Source organism: Streptomyces sp. NPDC058812, assembly GCF_042744565.1.
GTDB classification, from domain to species: Bacteria; Actinomycetota; Actinomycetes; order Streptomycetales; family Streptomycetaceae; genus Streptomyces; species Streptomyces thinghirensis.
Genome location: NZ_JBHYOB010000032.1, coordinates 15,929 through 37,828, shown reverse-complemented (window position 1 = coordinate 37,828; position 21,900 = coordinate 15,929). Strand labels below are relative to the sequence as shown.

Below are 21,900 nucleotides of genomic sequence, written 5' to 3'. Positions count from 1 at the left end.
GGCGTCGCCTCCGGCAACGGCAAGGGCCAGATCTTCGTCAAGGGCGAGGTCATCAAGACCGTCCCCGAGTCCAAGATCGTGGAGACGCTGATCGAGGAGGCCATGAAGATCGCCGAACAGATGGAGAAGGACGGCGTGGCCTCCGGCGAGCCCTCGGTGGCCGTCGCGGGCTGATCCACCCCTGCTTCTGCCGCGTCGCCCTGGGGGCGGCGCGGCATATTCGTGGCAGGTACAGTGCGGAGACCAGCAGATCTCAGGGTGAGGCCCCCGCACGTGTTGACGCAGACCACCTCCCGCGTGCTCGAACCGAGCGATCTGGACGCCGCGCTCGCCGTCCTCGACCGCGAGCCGGTCGCGAACGCCTTCGTGGCCGCCCGGGTGCAGATCGCCGGCCTCGACCCGTGGCGGCTCGGCGGTGAGATGTGGGGCTGGTACGAGCACGGCATGCTGACGTCCCTGTGCTACGCGGGCGCCAACCTCGTCCCCATCTGCGCCACCCAGCGCGCCGTCCGCGGCTTCGCGGACCGCGCCCGGCGGGCCGGCCGCCGCTGCTCCTCGATCGTCGGCCCCGCCGACACGACCGCCCAGCTCTGGCGCCTGCTCGAACCGGGCTGGGGCCCGGCCCGCGAGGTCCGCACCCGCCAGCCCCTCATGGTCACCAGCCGCGTGCCCGCCGACATCACCCCCGACCCCTACGTCCGTCGCGTCCGCAAGGACGAGATGGAGCGGATCATGCCGGCCTGCGTGGCGATGTTCACCGAGGAGGTCGGCATCTCCCCGATGGCCGGCGACGGCGGCCTGCTCTACCAGGCCCGGGTCGCCGAACTCGTCGGCTCCGGCCGCTCCTTCGCCCGTTTCGACAGCGACGGCAGGGTCGTCTTCAAGGCCGAGATCGGCGCCGCCACCGACCGCACGTGCCAGATCCAGGGCGTATGGGTGGCCCCCGAGTACCGGGGCAGGGGTCTCGCGGCACCGGGCATGGCGGCGGTCCTCCGTTACGCCCTCACGGACGTCGCCCCGGTGGCGAGCCTGTACGTGAACGACTTCAACACGGCGGCCCGACGGACGTACCAGCGGGTGGGCTTCCAGGAGGTCGGCGCCTTCATGAGTGTGCTGTTCTGAACGCTACGGGAACGCGCCGGCTCCGGTCCCCCGGTGAGCAGCGCCTTTGCCACCGCACCGGCGCTGACCGGCGAAGCACCCGGGTAGGCTCCCCGCCATGGAGCTCGTGATCGGCCCCCTGGACCTCGCCGCGCACGTGGACGAGGCCCTCGCGGTCCAAGCCGCCGCGTTCGGACTCGGCCCCGACGAGGTGGCCGTCCGACGACAGATCGTCCTGCGCCACATGACCCACCCCGGCGCGAGAGCCCTCGGCGCCACCGTCGGAGGCGACCTCGTCGGCTTCGTCTACGGCATGCCCAACGACCGCTCCCACTGGTGGTCCACCGTCGTCGAGCCTTACCTCCGCGCCCAGGGCAACGACACCTGGCTCGACGACTCCTTCGTCATCACCGAACTCCACGTGCACCCGGCCCACCAGAACCGCGGCCTGGGCCGCTCCCTGATCACCACGATCACCGACGCGGCCGCCGAGCCCCGGTCGATCCTCTCCGCGATCGACCGGGACAGCCCCGCCCGCGGCCTCTACCGCTCCCTCGGCTACCAGGACCTCGCCCGCCGGGTTTTCTTCCCCAGCGCCCCCAAGCCGTACGCCGTGATGGGCGCCCCGCTCCCGCTGCGCCGGGCCTGCTAGCCAGCCGGGCATAACCGATTTCCACCGCACCGGACCACCCGGCTAACCTCCTAGCACCACCCTTACGCAGCAGGAGACACGAGAACCATGGCCAACGCACCGGTCCAGCGCATGTCGAAGTTGATGGCGAAGACGCTGCGCGACGACCCGGCGGACGCCGAGGTCCTCAGCCACAAGTTGCTGGTCCGCGCCGGGTACGTGCGCCGTACCGCCGCCGGCCTGTGGAGCTGGCTGCCGCTCGGCAAGAAGGTCCTCGGCAACATCGAGCGCATCGTCCGCGAGGAGATGGACGCCATCGGCGCCCAGGAGGTCCAGCTCCCCGCCCTGCTGCCGCGCGAGCCGTACGAGGCCACCGGCCGCTGGGAGGAGTACGGCCCCGAGCTGTTCCGCCTCCAGGACCGCAAGGGCGGCGACTACCTCCTCGGCCCCACCCACGAGGAGATCTTCACCCTGCTGGTGAAGGACCAGGCGTCCTCCTACAAGGACCTGCCGGTCATCCTCTACCAGATCCAGAACAAGTACCGCGACGAGGCCCGCCCCCGGGCCGGCATCCTGCGCGGCCGCGAGTTCCTGATGAAGGACTCCTACTCCTTCGACGTCGCCGACGAGGGCCTCGCCGAGTCCTACGCCCTGCACCGCGCCGCCTACCAGCGCATCTTCGAGCGCCTCGGCCTCGACTACCGCATCTGCGCCGCGACCGCCGGCGCGATGGGCGGCTCCAAGTCCGAGGAGTTCCTGGCCCCCGCCGAGGCCGGCGAGGACACCTTCGCGGACTGCCCGAACTGCGACTTCGCCGCCAACACCGAGGCGATCACCTACGCGCTCCAGCCCGTGGACGCGGCGGACGTACCCGCCGCCGAGGACATCCCGACCCCCGACACCCCCACCATCGAGACCCTCGCCGCCTCCCTCGGCGTCCCGGCCTCCGCCACCCTGAAGAACCTCCTCGTCAAGGTGGACGGCGAGATCGTCGCCGTGGGCGTCCCCGGTGACCGCGAGGTCGACATGGACAAGGTCGAGGCCCACTTCGCCCCGGCCGCCGTCGAGCTGGTCACCGCCGAGGACTTCGTGGGCCGCCCCGACCTGGTCCGCGGCTACGTCGGCCCGCAGGGCCTGGGCGACAAGGTGAAGTACATCGCCGACCCGCGCGTGGCGCCGGGCACGGCGTGGATCACGGGCGCCAACAAGGAGCACACGCACGCCAAGAACGTCGTGGCGGGCCGTGACTTCGAGGTCGACGCGTACGCCGACGTCGTCGTGGTCCGGGAGGGCGACCCCTGCCCGAAGTGCGGCACCGGCCTCAAGCTGGACCGCGCCATCGAGATCGGCCACATCTTCCAGCTGGGCCGCAAGTACACCGACGCCCTCAAGCTCGACGTCCTCGGCCAGAACGGCAAGCCGGCCCGCGTCACCATGGGCTCCTACGGCATCGGCGTCTCCCGCGCGGTGGCCGCCCTCGCCGAGCAGCACGCCGACGACAAGGGCCTCGTCTGGTCCAAGGAGGTCGCCCCGGCCGACGTCCACGTCGTCGCCGCCGGCAAGGCCCTGCAGACCGAGCTGGCCCTCGACGTCTCCGAGAAGCTGTCCGCCGCCGGCGTCCGTGTCCTGGTGGACGACCGGGCCGGCGTCTCCCCGGGCGTCAAGTTCACGGACGCCGAACTCATCGGCGTACCCCAGATCCTGGTCGCCGGACGCCGCTCCGCCGAGGGCGTGGTCGAGCTGAAGGACCGCCGTACCGGTGAGCGCGAGGAACTGACGGTCGAGGAGGCCATCGCCCGTCTCACGGCCTGACACCCTGGGCCACGGCGGCCGATGACGTGGAAGGGGCGGCGTACTCCGGCGCGGTGCCGGCGTACGCCGCCCTGGGGCGGAACGGGTTGCGGGAGGTGGCCCGCTGTCATGGCGGTTACTTCGGGTCGCGGTTGAACTTCGCGGCCGACCAGAAGTAGCCGAGCACCGCGAGCCCCAGGCACCAGGCGACCGCCAGCCACCCGTTGCGGCCGATCTCGGTGCCGAGCAGCAGCCCGCGCAGGGTCTCGATGGCGGGCGTGAAGGGCTGGTACTCGGCGATCGGCTGGAACCAGCCCGGCATCGCGTCGACCGGGACGAAGGCGCTGGAGAGCAGCGGCAGCAGGATCATCGGCAACGCGTTGTTGCCGGCGGCCTCGGCGTTCGGGCTGATCAGGCCCATGCCGACGGCGATCCAGGTGAGTGCCGTGGCGAAGAGCACGAGCAGTCCGAACGCGGCCAGCCATTCCAGGGCGGTGGCGTCGGTGGAGCGGAAGCCGATGGCCACGGCGACGGCGCCGACGAGGACCACGCTCATGACGGACTGGAGCACGCTGCCGATGACGTGTCCGATGAGCACGGAGCCGCGGTGGATCGCCATGGTGCGGAAGCGGGCGATGATGCCCTCGGTCATGTCCATGGAGACGGACACCGCGGTGCCGACCACGGTGCTGCCGATGGTCATCAGCAGGAGGCCCGGCACGAGGTAGGCGATGTAGTCGGAGCGGTCGGCGCCGCCGCCGCCGATGCCCGCGCTCATCACGTCGCCGAAGACGTAGACGAAGAGCAGCAGCAGCATGACCGGCGTGAGCAGCAGGTTCAGGGTGAGGGACGGGTAGCGCCGGGCGTGCAGCAGGTTGCGGCGCAGCATGGTGGACGAGTCGCGCACGGCGAGGGAGAGGGAGCTCATCGGAGGGCCTCCTTGGGCTGGTTCGGGATGTCGGGGCCGGTCAGGGCGAAGAACACGTCGTCGAGGTCGGGGGTGTGCACGGTCAGTTCGTCGGCCTCGACGCCGGCGGAGTCCAGCCGGTCGAGGACGGAGCGCAGTGCGCGCTGGCTGCCGTCGCTGGGGAGCCGCAGTGCCAGTGCCTCGTCGTCCCGGGTGACTTCGCCCAGCGCGGTGGCGGCGCTCCGGTAGGCGGCCGGGTCGGTGAAGCGGAGCCGGATGTGTCCGCCGGGGATGAGCCGCTTCAGTTCCTCGGCGCTGCCCTGGGCGGCGATCCTGCCGTCGTTGAGTACGGCGATGCGGTCGGCGAGCTGGTCGGCCTCTTCGAGGTACTGGGTGGTGAGGAAGACGGTGACGCCGCCGGTGACGAGTTCGCGGATGATCTGCCACATGTTGTGGCGGGAGCGGGGGTCGAGGCCGGTGGTGGGTTCGTCGAGGAAGATGATCCGGGGGCTGCCGACGAGGGTCATGGCGATGTCGAGGCGCCGCTTCATGCCGCCGGAGTAGGTGGAGGCGGGCTTCTTCGCCGCCTCGGTGAGGTCGAAGCGCTCCAGGAGTTCGGCGGCGACCCGTCGTCCCTCCTGCTTGGAGAGGTGGTGCAGGTCGGCCATGAGGAGCATGTTCTCCTCGCCGGTGATCAGGCCGTCGACGGCGGAGAACTGCCCGGTGACCCCGGTCGCGGCCCGCACCGCCTGCGGGTCGGCGGCGAGGTCGTGGCCGCCGACGCGGATCTCACCGGAGGCGGGATCGGGCGAGACGAGGGTGGAGAGGATCTTGACGGCGGTGGTCTTGCCGGCCCCGTTCGGGCCGAGCAGGGCGAACACGGACCCGGTCGGGATGTGCAGGTCGATGCCGTCGAGCACGACCTTGTCGCCGTAGGACTTGCGCAGCCCGTTCGCGGTGATGGCCGGAGTGGTCATGATGGGTGCTCCTCAGAGGCTGCGGGCGACGATGTCGCCGTAGGAGGTGGTCGCGTGGATGGTCAGGTCCGCGGCGGCGCCGTCGGTGTTCTTGAGCGTGTTGTGAATCCGGCCGTAGCCGGTGCCGGCGTCCAGGGAGGCGGAGACTCCGTGCGCGGCGCCGACCGACACCTCGCCGGCCTCGGTGCGCAGCACGACCGTGCCCCGCGCGGCCTCGGCGATCCGGATGTCGCCCTTGGCGGTGCTGATCTCCGCGGGGCCGTCCAGGCGGCCGACCGAGACGTCACCGGCGAGGGTGGTGAGGCGGGCACTCGCGGCCTCGTCGAGCTTGACCGAGCCGTGCGAGCTCTCGAAGGCGACGTCGCCGAGCCGTCCGACGCCCCGGAGTTCGGCGCTGGCCGCCCGCGCCTCGACCCGGGAGTCGGCGGGCAGCTGGATGGTCACCTCGATGGAGCCGGAGCTGCCGAGGATCCGGTTGTTCGCCGAAGCCTCGACCCGCAGGACGCCGTCGCCGTATTCGACCCTGGTCCGCTCCGCCGCCTTCACGTCGCGGCCGTTCGAGGCGTTCGCGGGCAGTACCTCGACGGTGGTGTCGGCCCGGTCGGCGGCGATGAACCGGATGCGTCCCGCGGGGATGTCCAGGACGGTGGCGATCGGGGTGGGAGTGTCGAACGTCTGCATCGTGCTCTCCTTCGGTGCGCTGCTTTCTGACGTTCGAAACGCTACGTTGCATTCACAGATCTATCAACAAGCTCGTTGCAGCGAATCGCTATTCCTGCAGGTGAGAGCCAGTTATTTGTTGCAATGGCCTTCTCGCCTAATGCAACGACAGGAGCGTGTTCGTTGCAATGGACTGAGGGTGAACGCTATGCTGGTGACACCAAGGCAGTACGAAGGAGGCGGCGATGCCTGGAGGCAGGCTCACTCAGCAGGAGCGTCAGCGGATCGCACTCGGGCTGGCCGACGGCCTCGCCTACGCGGAGATCGCCAGACGCCTCGACCGCCCGACCTCGACGATCACGCGCGAGGTGATGCGCAACGGCGGCCCCACCGCCTACCGCGCCGACCTCGCCCACCGCGCCACCGAACACCGCGCCCACCGGCGCAGGCAGGCCGCGCCCCGGGGCCCGAAGGCGCCGCCGCAGGCCCACGGACGGGACGCCGACGCCGTGCGGGAGTACGAGGAGGTGTTCACCACGGTCCTCATGGCCTCGGGCATGCCCAAGATGATGGCCCGGGTCATGGCCTGTCTCACCCTCACCGACTCCGGCAGCCTCACCGCGTCCGAACTCGTCCAGCGCCTCCAGGTGAGCCCGGCGTCCGTCAGCAAGGCGATCGCGTTCCTCGACGAGCAGGCCTTCGTCCGCCGGGAACGCGACGAACGCCGGCGCGAGCGCTATGTCGTCGACGACGACATCTGGTACCAGTCGACGGTGGCCAGCGCCCGGTCCATCGCCCAGGTCGTGGAGACCGCACGGCAGGGCGTAGGCGTCCTCGGCTCCGGCACCCCGGCCGGCGCCCGCCTGGAGAACGTCGCCCGCTTCCTCGACTTCGTCAGCGAGAGCACCGCCCGCGCCGCCGAGCAGGCCCGCGAGGTCCTCCACACGAAAGCCAAGCCGCCCGGGCCCGGGGCGCCGGACGCGGAGACGACGCAGTAGGGAGCCAAGACAGCGTCGTGTTCAGGCGCCGCGTCGACTCCCCACCGCGCCCTCCGGCGTCCTACAGCCAGCTCGCGAACTCCAGCAGCAGTTCCGCGTCCTGCTCCCGGCCCACCCGGCGGGCCCGTACGCCCGACTCGACCGCGCGGAACAGCGTCCAGCCGCGCAGCCGCTCCTGGTCGACCTCGAGCGACTCCGCGAGCCGCTTGACCCGCCGCCGGGTCGTCGAGGCGCCCGAAGGCTGGGCGATGAGGTCCTCCACCCGGTCCCGCACCAACCGCGCGAGGTCGAAGGCGCTCTCGCCGACCACCGGGTCGGGGCCCACGGCCAGCCAAGGCATCCGCTCCCCGGCGAGCACCTTGCTCTGCCGGAACGTGCCGTGCAGAAGCCGCGCTTCGGGCGGCGCGGCCAGCAGTTCCTCGCGGGCCGCGAGCGCCGCGTCGACCAGCGGCGCCACCTCGGGGCCCGCCACCGCACCCGCCCGCATGGCCTCGGCCTGCCGCCCGGTCCGCTCGGCCACGGTCTCGAAAGGGTGACCGGCGGGCGGCTCGACCCACAGCCGCCGCAGCGTGCCCGCGGCCTCCAGCAACGCCTTCGCCTCCGGCAGCGACCGCACCGACACGTCCGGATGCAGCCGCTCCAGCAGCAGTACGCCCTCCGCGGTCTCCGCTTCGAGCAGCTGTACGGCGCCCAGCCCGCCCCAATGGGAGAGCGCGGCCCGCTCGCTCTCCGGGCGCGCCCGGCGCGGGGCCAGCTTCAGCACCGCGGGCGTCCCGCCGGCCGTCCGGACCAGGACCACCAGACTGCTGCGCCCGCCGGGCACCTGCACCCGCTCCGCGGTCAACTCGCGTAGCGCCACGGCCCGCTCCGCCGCTTCGGGCAGCTTCGCCAACCAGTCGTCACCGTCCGGTGCCGTCTCACCGAGCGCCCTGACCAGACGCCGCGGCGGTTCGAAAGCCATGCGCGAGCCGTTCCCTTCCCGTACGGCAGCCGTACGTGTTACTCGGTCGGTGTCCCCGAAGCCGAAGCCGAAGCCGAAGCCGAAGCCGGACCCGAGCCAGGGTCCGGCGCCGCGTCCGGCCGCGACGGGCCGCCGGCCCGCTCCGCGAGCCCAGGGAAGGCTACGCTCCCGCCCCGCCAGCGCACCGCCCGGACCGCCGCCTCCCGCAGCGCCCCGGCCGCCGCGGCCCGGCGTTCGCCCTCGGCCGCCCGCACCAGGTCCGAATAGACGCCGGCCACGCGCTCCTCCAGCTCGGCCGCCAGCCGCACCGCCGCCGCCGAGTCCGGCACCGCGAAGGGCAGCGCGTACCCGGCCGCAGCGGCGACCGGCTTGCCGCCGAGGTCGCGCACCTTGCGCGCCAGCGCGTCCCGCCGCGCGCGGTGCGCGTCGTAGGCCGTCCGCGCCTCGGTGCGCCGTTCCTCGCCGACCCGGCCGCCGACGACCCCGTAGCCGTACACGGCCGCGTGTTCCGCCGCCAGCGCCGCCTGGAGGGCGTCCAGCTCCCGGTCCTCCGCCTCGCTCACCCGTCACCCTCCGTCAGCAGATACACGTGCGCGGATCCGGCCGCCGCCACCGAGGCCAGCAACCGCGCCAGCTCGCCCGGCGCCTCCAGCAGCGCCCCGGCCCGCCGGTCGGCCAGCTCCCGCTCGGCGGCGGCGAGCAGGGCCAGGGCGTCCTTCTCGGCCGCCGGTACGGCAGCGGAGCCGTCCTCCGGCCCGGCGGCCCGCGCGGAGACGGAGGGCGACGCCTTCGGCGAGGCCGCACGCACCGCACCGAACGCCTCGGCGTGCCGCACCACCTCCGCGTGCAGCGGACCCAGCCGCTCCGCCAGCCCAGGATGCGCGGTGATCACCGCCGCGTACCGCCCGGCCAGCTCCTCGCTGTCCCGGGCCGCACGCGCGCGTGCCCGGTCGGCGGCCGACGGACCGCCCTCCGTGCCGTCGTCGCCCGGTCCGCCGGAACAGCCGACGAGCAGGGCGGCCCCGGCGGCCGAGGCGAGCAGGCTCCTTCTGCGCGGCCCCGAGGGCAGGCGCGGCGATGAGGAAAACGACACGGCAGACGTCCTCGACAGGCTCGTACGGAAGCGACGGCAAAGCGACGGGCGAGCGGCGGGGACCCGCGGTGCGGCCTGCCCGTGATCACGGTACCCGGGCCCCGGCCGGGCACCACTCACCGGCGCCGCCGGTCTGGGGTGGACGGCAACACCCCCCGGGACCGGATACCCTTTGACCAGACACGCGACCCATCCCACAACAGCACACGCGGCCGAGGAGTCACCCGGATGAGCACCACCCAGAGCGAGAGGCTGCGAGAGCTGCTTGAGCCGCTCGTCGCCTCCCAGGGCCTGGACCTCGAAGAGATCGCGGTGGACTCGGTCGGCCGCAAGCGTGTGCTGCGTGTCGTCGTCGACTCGGACACCGGTGCGGACCTGGACCGGATCGCCGATGTGAGCCGCGCGCTCTCGGCGAAGCTCGACGAGAGCGACGCGATGGGCGAGGCGGAGTACACCCTCGAGGTCGGCACCCCGGGCGCGGAGCGCTCCCTCACCGAGCACCGCCACTATGTGCGCGCCACGGACCGCCTGGTGCGGTTCCAGCTCCACGAGGGCGGCGAACTGGTCGCGCGCATCCTCGGCGTGGACGACGACGGACTCGACCTCGAAGTGCCCGGAGTGAAGGGCCGCAAGGCCACCACCCGCAGACTCGCCTTCGCCGACATCGACAAGGCGCGCGTCCAGGTCGAGTTCAACCGCAAGGACGACCGCGGCAACAAGAATGACAAGAACACGACGGAAGAGGAGGAGGCGTAGCCGTGGACATCGACATGAGCGCCCTGCGGGGCTTGGTACGGGAGAAGGAGATCTCCTTCGACCTGCTGGTCGAAGCGATCGAGTCGGCCCTCCTCATCGCCTACCACCGCACCGAGGGAAGCCGCCGACACGCGCGCGTGGAGCTCAACCGGGACACCGGGCATGTGACCGTGTGGGCGAAGGAGGACCCCGACGACCTCGAAGAGGGCCAGGCGGCCCGGGAGTTCGACGACACCCCGTCCGACTTCGGCCGTATCGCCGCCTCCACCGCCAAGCAGGTCATCCTGCAGCGGCTGCGCGACGCCGAGGACGACGCGACGCTCGGTGAGTACGCCGGCCGCGAGGGCGACATCGTCACCGGCGTGGTCCAGCAGGGCCGCGACCCGAAGAACGTGCTCGTCGACATCGGCAAGCTGGAGGCCATCCTGCCGGTGCAGGAGCAGGTGCCGGGCGAGACCTACCCGCACGGCATGCGGCTGCGTTCGTACGTCGTCCGGGTGGCCAAGGGCGTGCGCGGCCCCTCCGTGACGCTGTCCCGCACGCACCCCAACCTGGTGAAGAAGCTCTTCGCCCTGGAGGTGCCGGAGATCGCCGACGGGTCCGTCGAGATCTCGGCGATCGCCCGCGAGGCCGGCCACCGCACCAAGATCGCCGTACGCTCCACCCGCTCGGGCCTGAACGCCAAGGGTGCCTGCATCGGCCCCATGGGCGGCCGGGTGCGCAATGTCATGGGCGAGCTGAACGGCGAGAAGATCGACATCGTCGACTGGTCGGACGACCCGGCCGAGATGGTGGCGAACGCGCTCTCCCCGGCCCGCGTCTCCAAGGTGGAGGTCGTGGACCTGGCCGCCCGCTCCGCACGCGTGATCGTGCCCGACTACCAGCTGTCGCTGGCGATCGGCAAGGAGGGCCAGAACGCCCGCCTCGCGGCCCGGCTGACCGGCTGGCGGATCGACATCCGGCCGGACACCGAGCAGCCGTCCGAGCAGTCGTCCGACCGGTCGTCGGCGGGGCACGGGGAATAGATCCAAGCCGCACTGCGCTGAGATCACGACAGTCTTGCGTGCGGTGTGTGTTCGATCCTTGCCCCAAAGGGGTGAGGTCGGTCCGGGGAGGTAGACTTAGCAATGTCTGGCCGGACACGTACCCGAGCATGCCCTGAGCGCACCTGCGTGGGGTGCCGGGAGCGAGCGGTCAAGAGCGAGCTGCTGCGCACCGTGGCGGTCGAGGGTGATTGCACCCCCGATCCACGCGGTACGCTGCCCGGCCGGGGTGCCTATGTGCATCCCGCACCGGTCTGTGTCGACCAGGCAGTGCGCCGCAAGGCGTTCCCGCGGGCGCTCCGCGTCCCGGGGCCGCTCGACGTAAAGGCGTTGCGCCGCTACGTCGAGCAGGCACAGGGTTGCTGACAGCAGCATCAGGCAACGTGCCACGGAAGACGAGCCGTACGGAACCCCGTGCGGCCTGGTACCTCGCGAAGTGAAAGCAGGTCGAGATTGCGATGAGCACTCGATGAGTACGCGATGAGTACGCCCATGAACTAGCGACGGTCCGGACGCAACCCGGACCTCAGAGGAGCGAAGTGGCTAAGGTCCGGGTCTACGAACTCGCCAAGGAGTTCGGTGTCGAGAGCAAGGTCGTCATGGCCAAGCTCCAGGAACTCGGTGAGTTCGTCCGTTCGGCGTCTTCGACGATCGAAGCGCCCGTAGTACGCAAGCTGACAGACGCGTTCCAGCAGGGCAGTGGCAACGGCCGGTCCGCCGGTCGCCCCGCGGCCCCGAAGAAGGCGGCCCCCAGGCCCGCCGCGCCTTCCCCGGCGCAGGCGGCCCGCCCGGCTGCCCCGCGGCCGCCGGCCGCGCCCAAGCCCGCGGCTGAGCAGCAGCAGCCCGAGGCTCCGTCGGCCCCCGCGCCGGCGCCGTCCCAGGGCCAGTCCCAGGGCCAGCGTCCGACGCCGGGCCCGAAGCCCGCGCCGCGTCCGGCCCCGGCCGCCCCGGAGTTCACCGCTCCGCCGGCCGCTCCGGCAGCTCCGGCCGCCTCGACTCCGGCTCCGGCCGGACCGAAGCCCGGTGGCGCGCGTCCCGGTGCTCCCAAGCCCGGCGGCAGCCGTCCGTCCGGTCCGGGTCAGGACCGCGGTCAGCAGGGCGGCCAGGGCCGTCCCGGTGGCCAGCGCCCCGGCGCCCCGGCGCAGCGTCCCGGAGGCCGCCCCGGCGGCCCGCGTCCGGGTAACAACCCCTTCACCTCCGGCGGCAACGCCGGCATGGCGCGCCCGCAGGCGCCCCGTCCGCAGGGCGGCCCGCGCCCGGGTGGTCCCGGTGCCCCCGGCGCCGGTCCCCGTCCGCAGGCTCCCGGCGGCCAGGGCGGCGGTCCTCGTCCCCAGGCTCCGGGCGGCAACCGTCCGAGCCCGGGCTCGATGCCGCGTCCGCAGGGCGGCGGCGCCGGTCCCCGTCCCGGCGGCGGCCCGCGTCCGAACCCCGGCATGATGCCGCAGCGTCCCGCTGCCGGCCCGCGCCCCGGCCCCGGTGGCGGCGGTCGCGGTCCCGGCGGTGCCGGTCGTCCCGGTGGCGGCGGTCGTCCCGGTGGCGGCGGCGGCTTCGCCGGTCGTCCCGGTGGCGGTGGCGGCGGCGGTCGTCCCGGTGGTGGCGGCGGCTTCGCCGGTCGTCCCGGTGGTGGCGGCGGCTTCGGTGGCGGCGGTGGCCGTCCCGGCTTCGGCGGTCGTCCCGGTGGTCCGGGTGGCCGTGGTGGCACGCAGGGCGCCTTCGGTCGTCCCGGCGGTCCCGCGCGTCGCGGTCGCAAGTCGAAGCGGCAGAGGCGCCAGGAGTACGAGGCCATGCAGGCCCCGTCGGTCGGCGGCGTGATGCTGCCTCGCGGCAACGGCGAAGCCATTCGCCTGTCGCGCGGTGCGTCGCTCACCGACTTCGCGGAGAAGATCAACGCCAACCCGGCGTCGCTCGTCGCGGTCATGATGAACCTCGGCGAGATGGTCACCGCGACCCAGTCCGTCTCCGACGAGACGCTCCAGCTCCTCGCCGGCGAGATGAACTACACGGTTCAGATCGTCAGCCCGGAGGAGGAGGACCGCGAGCTGCTCGAGTCCTTCGACCTGGAGTTCGGCGAGGACGAGGGCTCCGAGGAGGACCTGGTCGTCCGTCCGCCGGTCGTGACCGTCATGGGTCACGTCGACCACGGTAAGACCCGACTGCTCGACGCCATCCGCAAGACGAACGTCATCGCGGGCGAGGCCGGCGGCATCACCCAGCACATCGGTGCCTACCAGGTCGCGACCGAGGTCAACGAAGAAGAGCGCAAGATCACCTTCATCGACACCCCGGGTCACGAGGCGTTCACCGCCATGCGTGCCCGTGGTGCGCGGTCGACCGACATCGCGATCCTGGTCGTCGCGGCCAACGACGGCGTCATGCCGCAGACGGTCGAGGCGCTCAACCACGCCCAGGCGGCCGACGTCCCGATCGTCGTCGCGGTCAACAAGATCGACGTCGAGGGTGCCGACCCGACGAAGGTGCGCGGTCAGCTGACCGAGTACGGCCTGGTGGCCGAGGAGTTCGGCGGCGACACCATGTTCGTCGACATCTCCGCCAAGCAGGGTCTGCACATCGACTCGCTGCTGGAGGCCGTGATCCTCACGGCCGACGCCTCGCTCGACCTGCGGGCCAACCCGGCCCAGGACGCGCAGGGCATCTCGATCGAGTCCCGTCTCGACCGCGGCCGCGGTGCCGTGGCGACGGTCCTCGTGCAGCGAGGCACCCTGCGGGTCGGCGACACGATGGTGGTGGGCGACGCCTACGGCCGCGTCCGCGCCATGCTCGACGACAACGGCAACAACGTCGCCGAGGCGGGCCCTGCGACGCCGGTCCAGGTCCTGGGCCTGACCAACGTCCCGGGTGCCGGTGACAACTTCATCGTGGTCGAGGAGGACCGTACGGCCCGCCAGATCGCGGAGAAGCGCGCCGCCCGCGAGCGGAACGCCGCGTTCGCCAAGCGCACGCGCCGCGTGTCGCTCGAGGACCTGGACAAGGTGCTCAAGGCCGGCGAGGTCCAGCAGCTGAACCTGATCATCAAGGGCGACGCGTCCGGATCGGTCGAGGCTCTGGAGTCCTCCCTCCTCCAGCTGGACGTCGGCGAAGAGGTCGACATCCGCGTCCTGCACCGCGGCGTCGGTGCGGTCACGGAGTCCGACATCGACCTGGCGATGGGCTCCGACGCCATCGTGATCGGCTTCAACGTGCGCGCCGCAGGGCGTGCCGCGCAGATGGCCGAGCGCGAGGGTGTGGACGTCCGGTACTACTCGGTCATCTACCAGGCGATCGAGGAGATCGAGGCGGCCCTCAAGGGCATGCTCAAGCCGGAGTACGAAGAGGTCGAGCTCGGTACGGCGGAGATCCGCGAGATCTTCCGCTCGTCCAAGCTGGGCAACATCGCGGGTGTTCTCATCCGCTCCGGCGAGGTCAAGCGCAACACCAAGGCGCGCCTGCTGCGCGATGGCAAGGTCATCGCGGAGAGCCTCAACATCGTGGGCCTGCGTCGCTTCAAGGACGACGTCACCGAGATCCGCGAAGGCTTCGAGGGCGGTATCAACCTCGGAAACTTCAACGACATCAAGGTCGACGACGTCATCGCGACGTACGAGATGCGCGAGAAGCCGCGGGTGTAACAGCCCCGACTTCCGAGAAGGCGCGGTCCGGGGCCGGTCGGCGGAGCACAATATCCGTCGATCGGCCCCGGCCGTTCGTTGTACGGTTCTGATGTCCCCGTCACATGGATGACGGGGCCATCGATCCCGAACCGGCGGGTGAACCGGTTGCACACATGTATGTGGGGACGCTGTCCTTCGACCTCCTCCTCGGCGACGTACATTCGCTGAAGGAGAAGCGCTCCGTCGTCCGCCCGATCGTCGCCGAGCTCCAGCGGAAGTACGCGGTGAGCGCGGCCGAGGTGGAGCACATGGACCTCCACCGGCGGGCGGTCGTCGGCCTGGCCCTGGTGTCCGGCGACGCGGGGCACCTGTCCGACGTACTCGACCGGTGCGAGCGGCTGGTGGCCGGTCGCCCCGAGGTGGAGCTGCTGTCCGTCAGACGGCGCTTCCACGGCGACGACGACTGACCAGAAAGCGCAGAAGAAGCGCAGACGAAGAAAGAGAACGGGAGACGGACCAGTGGCCGACAACGCGCGGGCGAAAAGGCTGGCGGACCTCATCCGAGAGGTGGTGGCCCAGAAACTGCAGCGCGGGATCAAGGACCCGCGGCTCGGCTCGCACGTCACCATCACGGACACCCGGGTCACGGGTGACCTCAGGGAGGCGACCGTCTTCTACACGGTGTACGGGGACGACGAGGAGCGTGCGGCCGCGAGCGCGGGCCTGGAGAGCGCCAAGGGCATCCTGCGCTCCGAGGTCGGCAAGGCGGCCGGCGTGAAGTTCACGCCGACCCTGACCTTCGTCATGGACGCCCTCCCGGACACCGCCCGGAACATCGAGGACCTCCTCGACAAGGCACGGCAGTCCGACGAGAAGGTGCGCGAGGCGTCCGCGGGCGCCGCGTACGCCGGTGAGGCGGACCCGTACCGCAAGCCGGGCGAGGACGACGAGGCCGACGAGGCCGACGAGACGGACGACACCGCTAAATGACCGACAAGCACCCCACGCCCGACGGCCTTGTCATCGTCGACAAGCCGTCGGGCTTCACTTCGCACGACGTCGTCGCCAAGATGCGGGGCATCGCCCGCACCCGGCGCGTCGGGCACGCCGGCACGCTCGACCCGATGGCGACGGGCGTCCTGGTCCTCGGCGTGGAGCGGGCGACCAAGCTCCTCGGGCACCTCGCCCTCACCGAGAAGGAGTACCTGGGCACGATCAGGCTCGGGCAGACGACGCTGACCGACGACGCCGAGGGCGAGATCACGGGGTCGCGGGACGCCTCGAAGGTCACCCGGGACGCCGTCGACGCGGCCGTCGCCAAGCTGTCCGGCGACATCATGCAGGTGCCGTCCAAGGTCAGCGCCATCAAGATCAAGGGCGTGCGCTCCTACAAGCGGGCGCGCGAGGGCGAGGAGTTCGAGATCCCCGCCCGCCCCGTCACCGTCTCCTCCTTCGCGGTGTACGACGTACGGGACGCCGTCGCCGAGGACGGCACCCCGGTGCTGGACCTGGTGGTCTCGGTGGTCTGCTCCTCCGGCACCTACATCCGAGCCCTGGCCCGGGACGTGGGCGCCGACCTCGGCGTCGGCGGCCACCTCACGGCGCTGCGCCGCACCCGCGTCGGCCCGTACAAGCTGGACGCGGCCAAGACGCTGGACCAGCTCCAGCAGGAGCTCACCGTGATGCCGATCGCGGACGCCGCCACCGCCGCCTTCCCGCGCTGGGACGTGGACGCCAAGCGGGCGCGGCTGCTCACCAACGGTGTACGGCTGGAGATGCCCGACTCCTACGCGGGCGCCGGTGCCGTCGCCGTCTTCGATCCCGAGGGCCGCTTCCTCGCGCTCGTGGAGGAGCACAGGGGCAAGGCGAAGAGCCTGGCCATTTTCGGCTGAGCCGAGCTGCCGTCGGGCTCCGCCCGTGGAGCGGCGATCACGGGGACTTCCATTGTCGCCGCTCCACGGTCCCCCCTCGGTTCCCCCACCACCCAGGGTGTATCCAACCGTCCCTTTCTGTTCACCCGTCCGGGCAGGCGCTCGGAGTGAACCGGGGGAGTGGAAGGGGGCGCGTTCGCCACGGGATCTGTCCCATTGATCATCACGCGCCTACCGTCGAACACACAGCACGGGTGTACGGCGGGGAGGTTCGACGATGGCGTCGCGGAACCGGTCCCGGGAGGCGGCGGGCGGCAGGGCAGGACTGCGGTCCCCGGACGGCTTCCCGCAGACGCGCGGCGGGCCGCCCGCTCCGCCGACCGAAGCGCCACGGATCGCGCCCGACGACGCGCTGATCCGTGTCCATGACCTCGCCGGCCGTCCCCGAGGCACCGGTTTCCTCGCCGACCACCACGGCACGGTGATCACCAGCCATGAAGCGGTCGACGGTCTGTCCCGACTGGTGCTGAGCGGCGCCGGGGGCCGCCGCCGTGTCGTGGCCGCCGCCGACGTGACTCCGCTGCCCGCCCTCGGCCTGGCCCTCGTACGCTCCGAGGGCCTCGGTGCCGAGCCGCTGCCCGTCGCGGCGCGGGGCAGGGTCGAGGCCGGGACGTACGTCCGGATCGCCGCCGGCGGCTGGCGTGAGGCCCGGGTCCTCGGCGCCACCGACGTCACCTACACGGCCACCGACCGCTTCCACCTTCTCGGCGACGCCCTGGAGCTCGCGCTCGGCACATCGGGGCGGGACGCGCTGCGGCTGGGCGGCGGCGCGGCCGGCGGACCGGTGCTCGACAGCGCGACCGGCGCGGTCGTCGGCGTCCTCGGCACCGCTCTGAGTTCCGGACACAGCGACGTGGGCTTCGCCGTGCCGTTGCCTCCCGCCCCCGGCCCCCTGGCCGACCTGCTCGCCGAGAACGCGGCGACGGTCCCGGCCTATGGCGCCGACCTCAATCTGGCGGGCGTACTCGCACTCACGGCGATCTCGGTGGGGCAGGACGGTCCTCCGGGGGCGGCAGGAGGCGGGCGCGCGGGTGCGGACGAGAGCGTGGGTCCCGGATCCAGTTCCGGTGCCCGGAGCGGTCCTGGTGCCGGGCCGGGCTCCGGCTGCCCCGCGGAGCCGGTCGAACGCGCTGCTGTCGTGCGAGAGTTCGCCGCCTTCGCCGCCGGCCGCGCCAGTGTGCTCGGGCTGGTCGGCGCCCCCGGCAGCGGCCGTACGACCGAGTTGGCGGCCCTCGCCTCCCGTCGCGCGCTGGGGACGGAACCGGCGCCCACCCTGTGGCTGCGCGGCGCCGACCTGCGGGACGACGACATGTCGTTGGCGGACGCGGCACGCAGGACGCTGGCCCGGGCCGCCCGCATCATCGCCGCCTCGGACCGCTCCCGCCCGGCCGGCCTCGGCGACATCACCCCGGACCGCCTCGCCCACCTCGCCCGCACCGCCGGACGCCCCCTCCTGCTGCTGCTCGACGGCCCGGAGGAGATGCCGCCCGTCCTGGCCCACCGCCTCCCCGAGTGGACGGAGGGCACGGTGACGTGGCTGCGGGAGACGGGAACGCGGCTCGTGGTGGCGTGCCGGGCGGAGTACTGGGAGCGGGCGGGGGCGGAGTTCCCGCGGGAGCTGTTGTACGGGGCGGTGGCGGGGGAGCCGGCGTCCGGACCGGTTGCCGGAGGGCCGCGGCCCGGCTCGGCTGTGGAGGAGTGGCCGTCCGGGTAGGTCGTGGGCGTGCCGTCGCCTCGGGCGATCGCTGCCGGGGAGCCGTGGCCCGGGCCGGCGGGAGGTGGGGGGCGCCCCGGGGCGGGCGGTGGAGTGCCGCTGTCCGGGGCGGCCTGTGGAGAGCCGTGTCCCGTGCCGGTCAGCGGTGTGTCGTCGCCAGGGCCGGGCGGTGAAGCGCCCTCACTCGGGACGCCCCTCGCAGCGGCCCTGGGGGAGTCGACGGCAGGGCCGACCGGCAGAGCGCCCACGTCGAATGCCACCGACCGCGAACCGGAACAGCCGTTCTGGGCGGCCGGCGCAGCGCCGAGGCAGACGGGGCCGACTGCCGGAAGGACGCCCTCCGGGACGGCGGCCCCCGCAGTTCGGCCGGAGTCCGCCGAGTCCCGGTCCGCAGCTCCCGGCGCGGGTGCCCCGCCCTGCGTCCGTCTCGGCGATCTGCGGGACGACGAGGCCCGGGAGGCGCGCGCACGCTACCGCGTACCGGAAGGCGCCCTCGCGGACCCGGACGGCCGGCACCCCCTCACCCTTCGCCTGCTCGCGGAGGTCCACGACGCCCTCCCCGGCTCCCCGCCCCCCGCCCGCGTCGAGCGGCACACGGTCTTCGCGGCCTACCTGGACCTGGCGTGCCTGCGCGTCGCCAACCGCCTGGCCGGGGAGAACGGCCTGCACGGCACCGCCGTACGACGACTCGCGGCAAAGGTCTCCGGACAGGTCCACGAGGCGGCCCGGCGCAGTCTCGGCCCGGGCCAGGGCGAGCTGGACCGGGAGTCGTTCGAGGCGGTGTTCCCGTGGGGGCCGGCCCCCGCCCGGCTCGGCGGCGGCACCGGCTGGGCGACGGCCGTACTCGGCGAGGGCCTCCTCGTACCCGCCGGCAGCGGCTACCGCTTCGCCCACGAGGAACTCGCCGACTGGATCCAGGGCACACACCTCGACCTGGACGAAGCCCTGCGCGCCCTCGTCCACCGCCGCGGCACCCCGCACGACACCCACACCCTCCCCGTGCCGCACCACCGCATCGGCCCCGTCGTCGAGGCCCTGCTGCTCCTCGCCCGCCAGTACGGCGTCCCCCAACTCGCGCTGACTCTCGAAGAGCTGGTGAACGCACTGGACGCCGACCCGCACTCCTGGTGGGCCGCCCGACTGCTCGCCGAGGTGCTGACGCGCGTGCCCGACGCCACGCCGTACACGGAGGTGCTGCGGCTGCTCGCCGACGGCATCGTGGAGCGGAGCGGCGAAGGGCGGGCCGCGCCGGGGGAGTTCGGGCCCGCCTTCTGGACGGCCGTGCGACTGCCGGAGGCCACGCGCCTGGACCTGCTGCGCCGCCTCGTCCTCGCCGACGGCCCCCCGCACGCGCCCGGCCCCCGCCACCTCGACACCGTCGCCGCACGGCTCGCCGCCGATCCCGCGGCCGTGCGACCGCTCCTCGTCCGCTGGTTCGACGACGAACGGCCGCTGCCCGCAACCCCGCACGCCACCGTCGCGACGGCCGCACAGGCGCTGCTGCACACGCACCGCCACCGCGGCCCGGGCGGCCTGGACGGCCTCACCGAGGTACTCGTCGACAGCGCGCACCGACGGGCCGACGAACTGCTCGCCGTCCTGGCCGAGGAGGAGCCGTCCGCCCTCTGCCGCGCCGTCGAGCGGTGGGCGCGCGACGAGCGGCCCGCCCGGCGGACGGCGGCGGTGACCCATGGCCTGCGCACCGCACCGCACGCACGCACCGGTGCCGACCGCACCCTGCTCCGCCACGCCGCCCTGGTCCTGCTCGCCGACCCCGCCGACAGTGCCCTGCGCGGCGGTGCGCTCGCCCTGCTCGTCCAGGACCCGGGCAGCCGGGACCGTCATCTCCCGCGGGCGCTGGGCCACTTCGCGGCGGGCGACCCGTACCTCCCGCCGAGCGCGATGGCCGCCGCGCTGCCGACCCATCCGGATCCCGTCCTCGACGCCTTCCGGGCCCGACTGCGCGGGCCGGACGCCGGGGAGGCGCTGCGCAGGCTCGCCGACGCCACCACGCCCGCGCTGGCCCGCCGGGTGGCCGTCCTCGTCGGGGAGGCCGTGGTGGAACGCCCGGAGACCGCCGGGCACGTGGCCGCGTACGTCGACCGGCGCCTCGACCGGGACCCCGAGGCCCGCGCCGTACTCCACCCCCTGGTCACCGGCCTGCTCGACGACGGTCCCGAGCCGGTGCGGGCCGCGCTCGCCGGCGTCCTCGCCGGCGACGGCGCCCCCGGCCCGCTCCGCCGCGAGTTGCGCGAACACCTCCTGGCCCACGAGCAGGACCCCGCCGTCCTGGACGCGCTGCTGCACGCCGCCGCCCAGTGCGGCGGCGACGACCTGCCCGCCCTCGTGCACCGCACCGGCCTCCTCCTCGTCCGTACCCCGGACGGCGCCACCCGCTTCGACCGCGGCCTGGTCGACCTGGCCCGCCACCTCCCGGGGTTCGCCACGAGGGTCACCGGCTGGCTGGCCGACGAGCCCCAGGACTGGGCAGCACTGGTGGGCCCCAGCGCACGCCGCACGATCGAGAACCTGGCGGGTGCCCGGGTCCCGGCGTGAGCCGGATCCGGCGCGCGGGGCGTGCACCCGGTCACAGCGCGGATGCCGATGCGGGCGGGAGCCGGACGGCATGGCACCCTTAGACCTGCGTAAGAGGCACCACGGAAACCACCAAGGAGCAGACACAGTGCAGCGCTGGCGTGGCTTGGAGGACATCCCCGAGGACTGGGGACGCAGCGTCGTCACCATCGGCTCCTACGACGGCGTCCACCGCGGGCACCAGCTGATCATCAAGCACGCGGTGGACCGCGCCCGCGAGCTGGGCGTCCCCGCCGTCGTCGTCACCTTCGACCCGCACCCCAGCGAGGTCGTCCGCCCCGGCAGTCACCCGCCGCTGCTCGCCCCGCACCACCGCCGCGCCGAACTGATGGCGGAACTGGGCGTGGACGCGGTGCTGATCCTCCCCTTCACCAAGGAGTTCTCGAAGCTGTCCGCGGCCGACTTCGTGGTCAAGGTCCTGGTCGACCGGCTGCGCGCCAAGGCGGTCGTCGAGGGCCCCAACTTCCGCTTCGGCCACAAGGCCGCGGGGAACGTCGAGTTCCTCGTCGAGCAGGGCAAGGTCTACGACTTCGAGGTCGAGGTCGTCGACCTGTACGTGACCGGTGACGCGGGCGGCGGCGAACCCTTCTCCTCGACCCTGACCCGCCGCCTGGTCGCCGAGGGCGACGTCGCCGGCGCCGCGGAGATCCTGGGCCGCCCGCACCGCGTCGAGGGAGTCGTCGTCCGGGGCGCCCAGCGCGGCCGTGAGATGGGCTTCCCCACGGCCAACGTCGAGACCCTCCCGCACACCGCCATCCCGGCCGACGGCGTCTACGCCGGCTGGCTGCACGCCCAGGGCGAGGCGATGCCGGCCGCGATCTCCGTCGGCACCAACCCGCAGTTCGAGGGCACCGAGCGCACGGTGGAGGCGTACGCCATCGACCGCGTCGGCCTCGACCTGTACGGCCTGCACGTCGCCGTGGACTTCCTGGCCTTCGTACGGGGCCAGGCGAAGTTCGAGACGCTGGAGGCACTGCTCGAGCAGATGGCCGCGGACGTCGAGCGCTGCCGGGAGCTGGTCGCGGCGGCGTCGTAACGCCTTCCGCCTTCCCTGCCCGTTTCCCTCCTACGACTTCCCTCCTACGACGCCGAAGGGCGGCCGGTGCTGGTGAGCACCGGCCGCCCTTCGCTGTC

At 72.9% G+C, this 21,900-nt stretch carries 18 protein-coding genes and 2 pseudogenes; 14 read left to right on the top strand and 6 right to left on the bottom strand.

Annotation, left to right across the window (positions count from 1 at the left end):
- From ACFW48_RS36925 to ACFW48_RS36910, 4 genes and pseudogenes are all read left to right on the top strand, one after another.
- A pseudogene (locus ACFW48_RS36925) lies at positions 1 to 174 on the top strand (4-hydroxy-3-methylbut-2-en-1-yl diphosphate synthase); the annotation flags it as partial.
- A 99-nt stretch (positions 175 to 273) separates the two neighbouring features.
- Positions 274 to 1,122 carry a GNAT family N-acetyltransferase gene (locus ACFW48_RS36920; RefSeq protein WP_386322783.1) on the top strand — a complete coding sequence of 283 codons (849 nt, stop codon included), beginning with the start codon at positions 274 to 276 and terminating at the stop codon, positions 1,120 to 1,122.
- Between the two features lie 97 nt (positions 1,123 to 1,219).
- The gene (locus ACFW48_RS36915; RefSeq protein WP_386322781.1) at positions 1,220 to 1,753 is read left to right on the top strand and encodes a GNAT family N-acetyltransferase; all 534 of its coding nucleotides are present in this window, start codon (positions 1,220 to 1,222) and stop codon (positions 1,751 to 1,753) included.
- Positions 1,754 to 1,840: 87 nt separating this feature from the next.
- Positions 1,841 to 3,544, top strand: coding sequence for a proline--tRNA ligase (locus ACFW48_RS36910; protein ID WP_386322779.1), 1,704 nt, complete (start codon positions 1,841 to 1,843; stop codon positions 3,542 to 3,544).
- 115 nt (positions 3,545 to 3,659) lie between these two features.
- Here the strand turns inward: ACFW48_RS36910 and ACFW48_RS36905 are convergent, their stop codons facing one another.
- Genes ACFW48_RS36905 through ACFW48_RS36895 form a run of 3 tightly spaced genes read right to left on the bottom strand, consistent with a single transcriptional unit; the run spans position 3,660 to position 6,088 of the window.
- Positions 3,660 to 4,451: an ABC transporter permease gene (locus tag ACFW48_RS36905; protein WP_386322777.1), complete on the bottom strand. Its 792-nt coding sequence runs from the start codon at positions 4,449 to 4,451 to the stop codon at positions 3,660 to 3,662.
- Positions 4,448 to 5,407: an ATP-binding cassette domain-containing protein gene (locus ACFW48_RS36900; RefSeq protein WP_386322775.1), complete on the bottom strand. Its 960-nt coding sequence runs from the start codon at positions 5,405 to 5,407 to the stop codon at positions 4,448 to 4,450. The genes ACFW48_RS36905 and ACFW48_RS36900 overlap by 4 nt, the downstream gene beginning before the upstream one ends.
- Before the next feature lie 12 nt (positions 5,408 to 5,419).
- A complete protein-coding gene (locus tag ACFW48_RS36895; protein WP_386322773.1) occupies positions 5,420 to 6,088 on the bottom strand; it encodes a DUF4097 family beta strand repeat-containing protein in 669 nt (222 codons plus the stop codon).
- Positions 6,089 to 6,312: 224 nt separating this feature from the next.
- Between ACFW48_RS36895 and ACFW48_RS36890 the strand changes: the two genes are divergently transcribed.
- Positions 6,313 to 7,065 (top strand): helix-turn-helix domain-containing protein, encoded by a 753-nt coding sequence (locus ACFW48_RS36890; protein ID WP_386322771.1) that lies wholly within the window; start codon positions 6,313 to 6,315, stop codon positions 7,063 to 7,065.
- A gap of 61 nt (positions 7,066 to 7,126) precedes the next feature.
- Here ACFW48_RS36890 and ACFW48_RS36885 read toward each other — a convergent pair whose 3' ends face one another.
- From ACFW48_RS36885 to ACFW48_RS36875, 3 genes are read right to left on the bottom strand one after another with little or no spacing between them, the layout of a single operon-like run.
- Positions 7,127 to 8,026, bottom strand: a complete 900-nt coding sequence (locus tag ACFW48_RS36885; protein ID WP_386322769.1) for an aminoglycoside phosphotransferase family protein — start codon at positions 8,024 to 8,026, stop codon at positions 7,127 to 7,129.
- Between the two features lie 38 nt (positions 8,027 to 8,064).
- Positions 8,065 to 8,589 (bottom strand): DUF4439 domain-containing protein, encoded by a 525-nt coding sequence (locus ACFW48_RS36880; protein WP_386322767.1) that lies wholly within the window; start codon positions 8,587 to 8,589, stop codon positions 8,065 to 8,067.
- On the bottom strand, positions 8,586 to 9,119 hold the full coding sequence (locus ACFW48_RS36875; RefSeq protein ID WP_386322765.1) for a hypothetical protein: 534 nt from the start codon (positions 9,117 to 9,119) through the stop codon (positions 8,586 to 8,588). Before ACFW48_RS36875 ends, ACFW48_RS36880 begins: the two co-directional genes overlap by 4 nt.
- 228 nt (positions 9,120 to 9,347) lie before the next feature.
- On the opposite strand from ACFW48_RS36875, the gene rimP reads away from it, so the two are divergent.
- The 9 genes and pseudogenes from rimP (at position 9,348) to ACFW48_RS36830 (ending at position 21,802) form a co-directional block, all read left to right on the top strand.
- Positions 9,348 to 9,875: a ribosome maturation factor RimP gene (gene rimP, locus ACFW48_RS36870; RefSeq protein ID WP_386322763.1), complete on the top strand. Its 528-nt coding sequence runs from the start codon at positions 9,348 to 9,350 to the stop codon at positions 9,873 to 9,875.
- 2 nt (positions 9,876 to 9,877) lie between these two features.
- The gene (gene nusA, locus ACFW48_RS36865) at positions 9,878 to 10,900 is read left to right on the top strand and encodes a transcription termination factor NusA (RefSeq protein ID WP_386322761.1); all 1,023 of its coding nucleotides are present in this window, start codon (positions 9,878 to 9,880) and stop codon (positions 10,898 to 10,900) included.
- A 102-nt stretch (positions 10,901 to 11,002) separates the two neighbouring features.
- On the top strand, positions 11,003 to 11,284 hold the full coding sequence (locus ACFW48_RS36860; protein ID WP_375918147.1) for a YlxR family protein: 282 nt from the start codon (positions 11,003 to 11,005) through the stop codon (positions 11,282 to 11,284).
- Between the two features lie 173 nt (positions 11,285 to 11,457).
- Positions 11,458 to 14,544, top strand: a complete 3,087-nt coding sequence (infB, locus tag ACFW48_RS36855) for a translation initiation factor IF-2 (protein WP_386322759.1) — start codon at positions 11,458 to 11,460, stop codon at positions 14,542 to 14,544.
- A 155-nt stretch (positions 14,545 to 14,699) separates the two neighbouring features.
- Positions 14,700 to 14,993: a DUF503 domain-containing protein gene (locus ACFW48_RS36850; RefSeq protein ID WP_121749465.1), complete on the top strand. Its 294-nt coding sequence runs from the start codon at positions 14,700 to 14,702 to the stop codon at positions 14,991 to 14,993.
- A 52-nt stretch (positions 14,994 to 15,045) separates the two neighbouring features.
- Positions 15,046 to 15,516, top strand: a complete 471-nt coding sequence (rbfA, locus tag ACFW48_RS36845; protein WP_386322757.1) for a 30S ribosome-binding factor RbfA — start codon at positions 15,046 to 15,048, stop codon at positions 15,514 to 15,516.
- A complete protein-coding gene (gene truB, locus ACFW48_RS36840) occupies positions 15,513 to 16,418 on the top strand; it encodes a tRNA pseudouridine(55) synthase TruB (RefSeq protein ID WP_386322755.1) in 906 nt (301 codons plus the stop codon). The genes rbfA and truB overlap by 4 nt, the downstream gene beginning before the upstream one ends.
- 256 nt (positions 16,419 to 16,674) lie before the next feature.
- Positions 16,675 to 20,727 (top strand): annotated as a pseudogene (locus ACFW48_RS36835) (trypsin-like peptidase domain-containing protein).
- A 127-nt stretch (positions 20,728 to 20,854) separates the two neighbouring features.
- Positions 20,855 to 21,802: a bifunctional riboflavin kinase/FAD synthetase gene (locus ACFW48_RS36830; RefSeq protein WP_386322753.1), complete on the top strand. Its 948-nt coding sequence runs from the start codon at positions 20,855 to 20,857 to the stop codon at positions 21,800 to 21,802.
- The last annotated feature ends 98 nt before the right edge of the window (positions 21,803 to 21,900 follow it).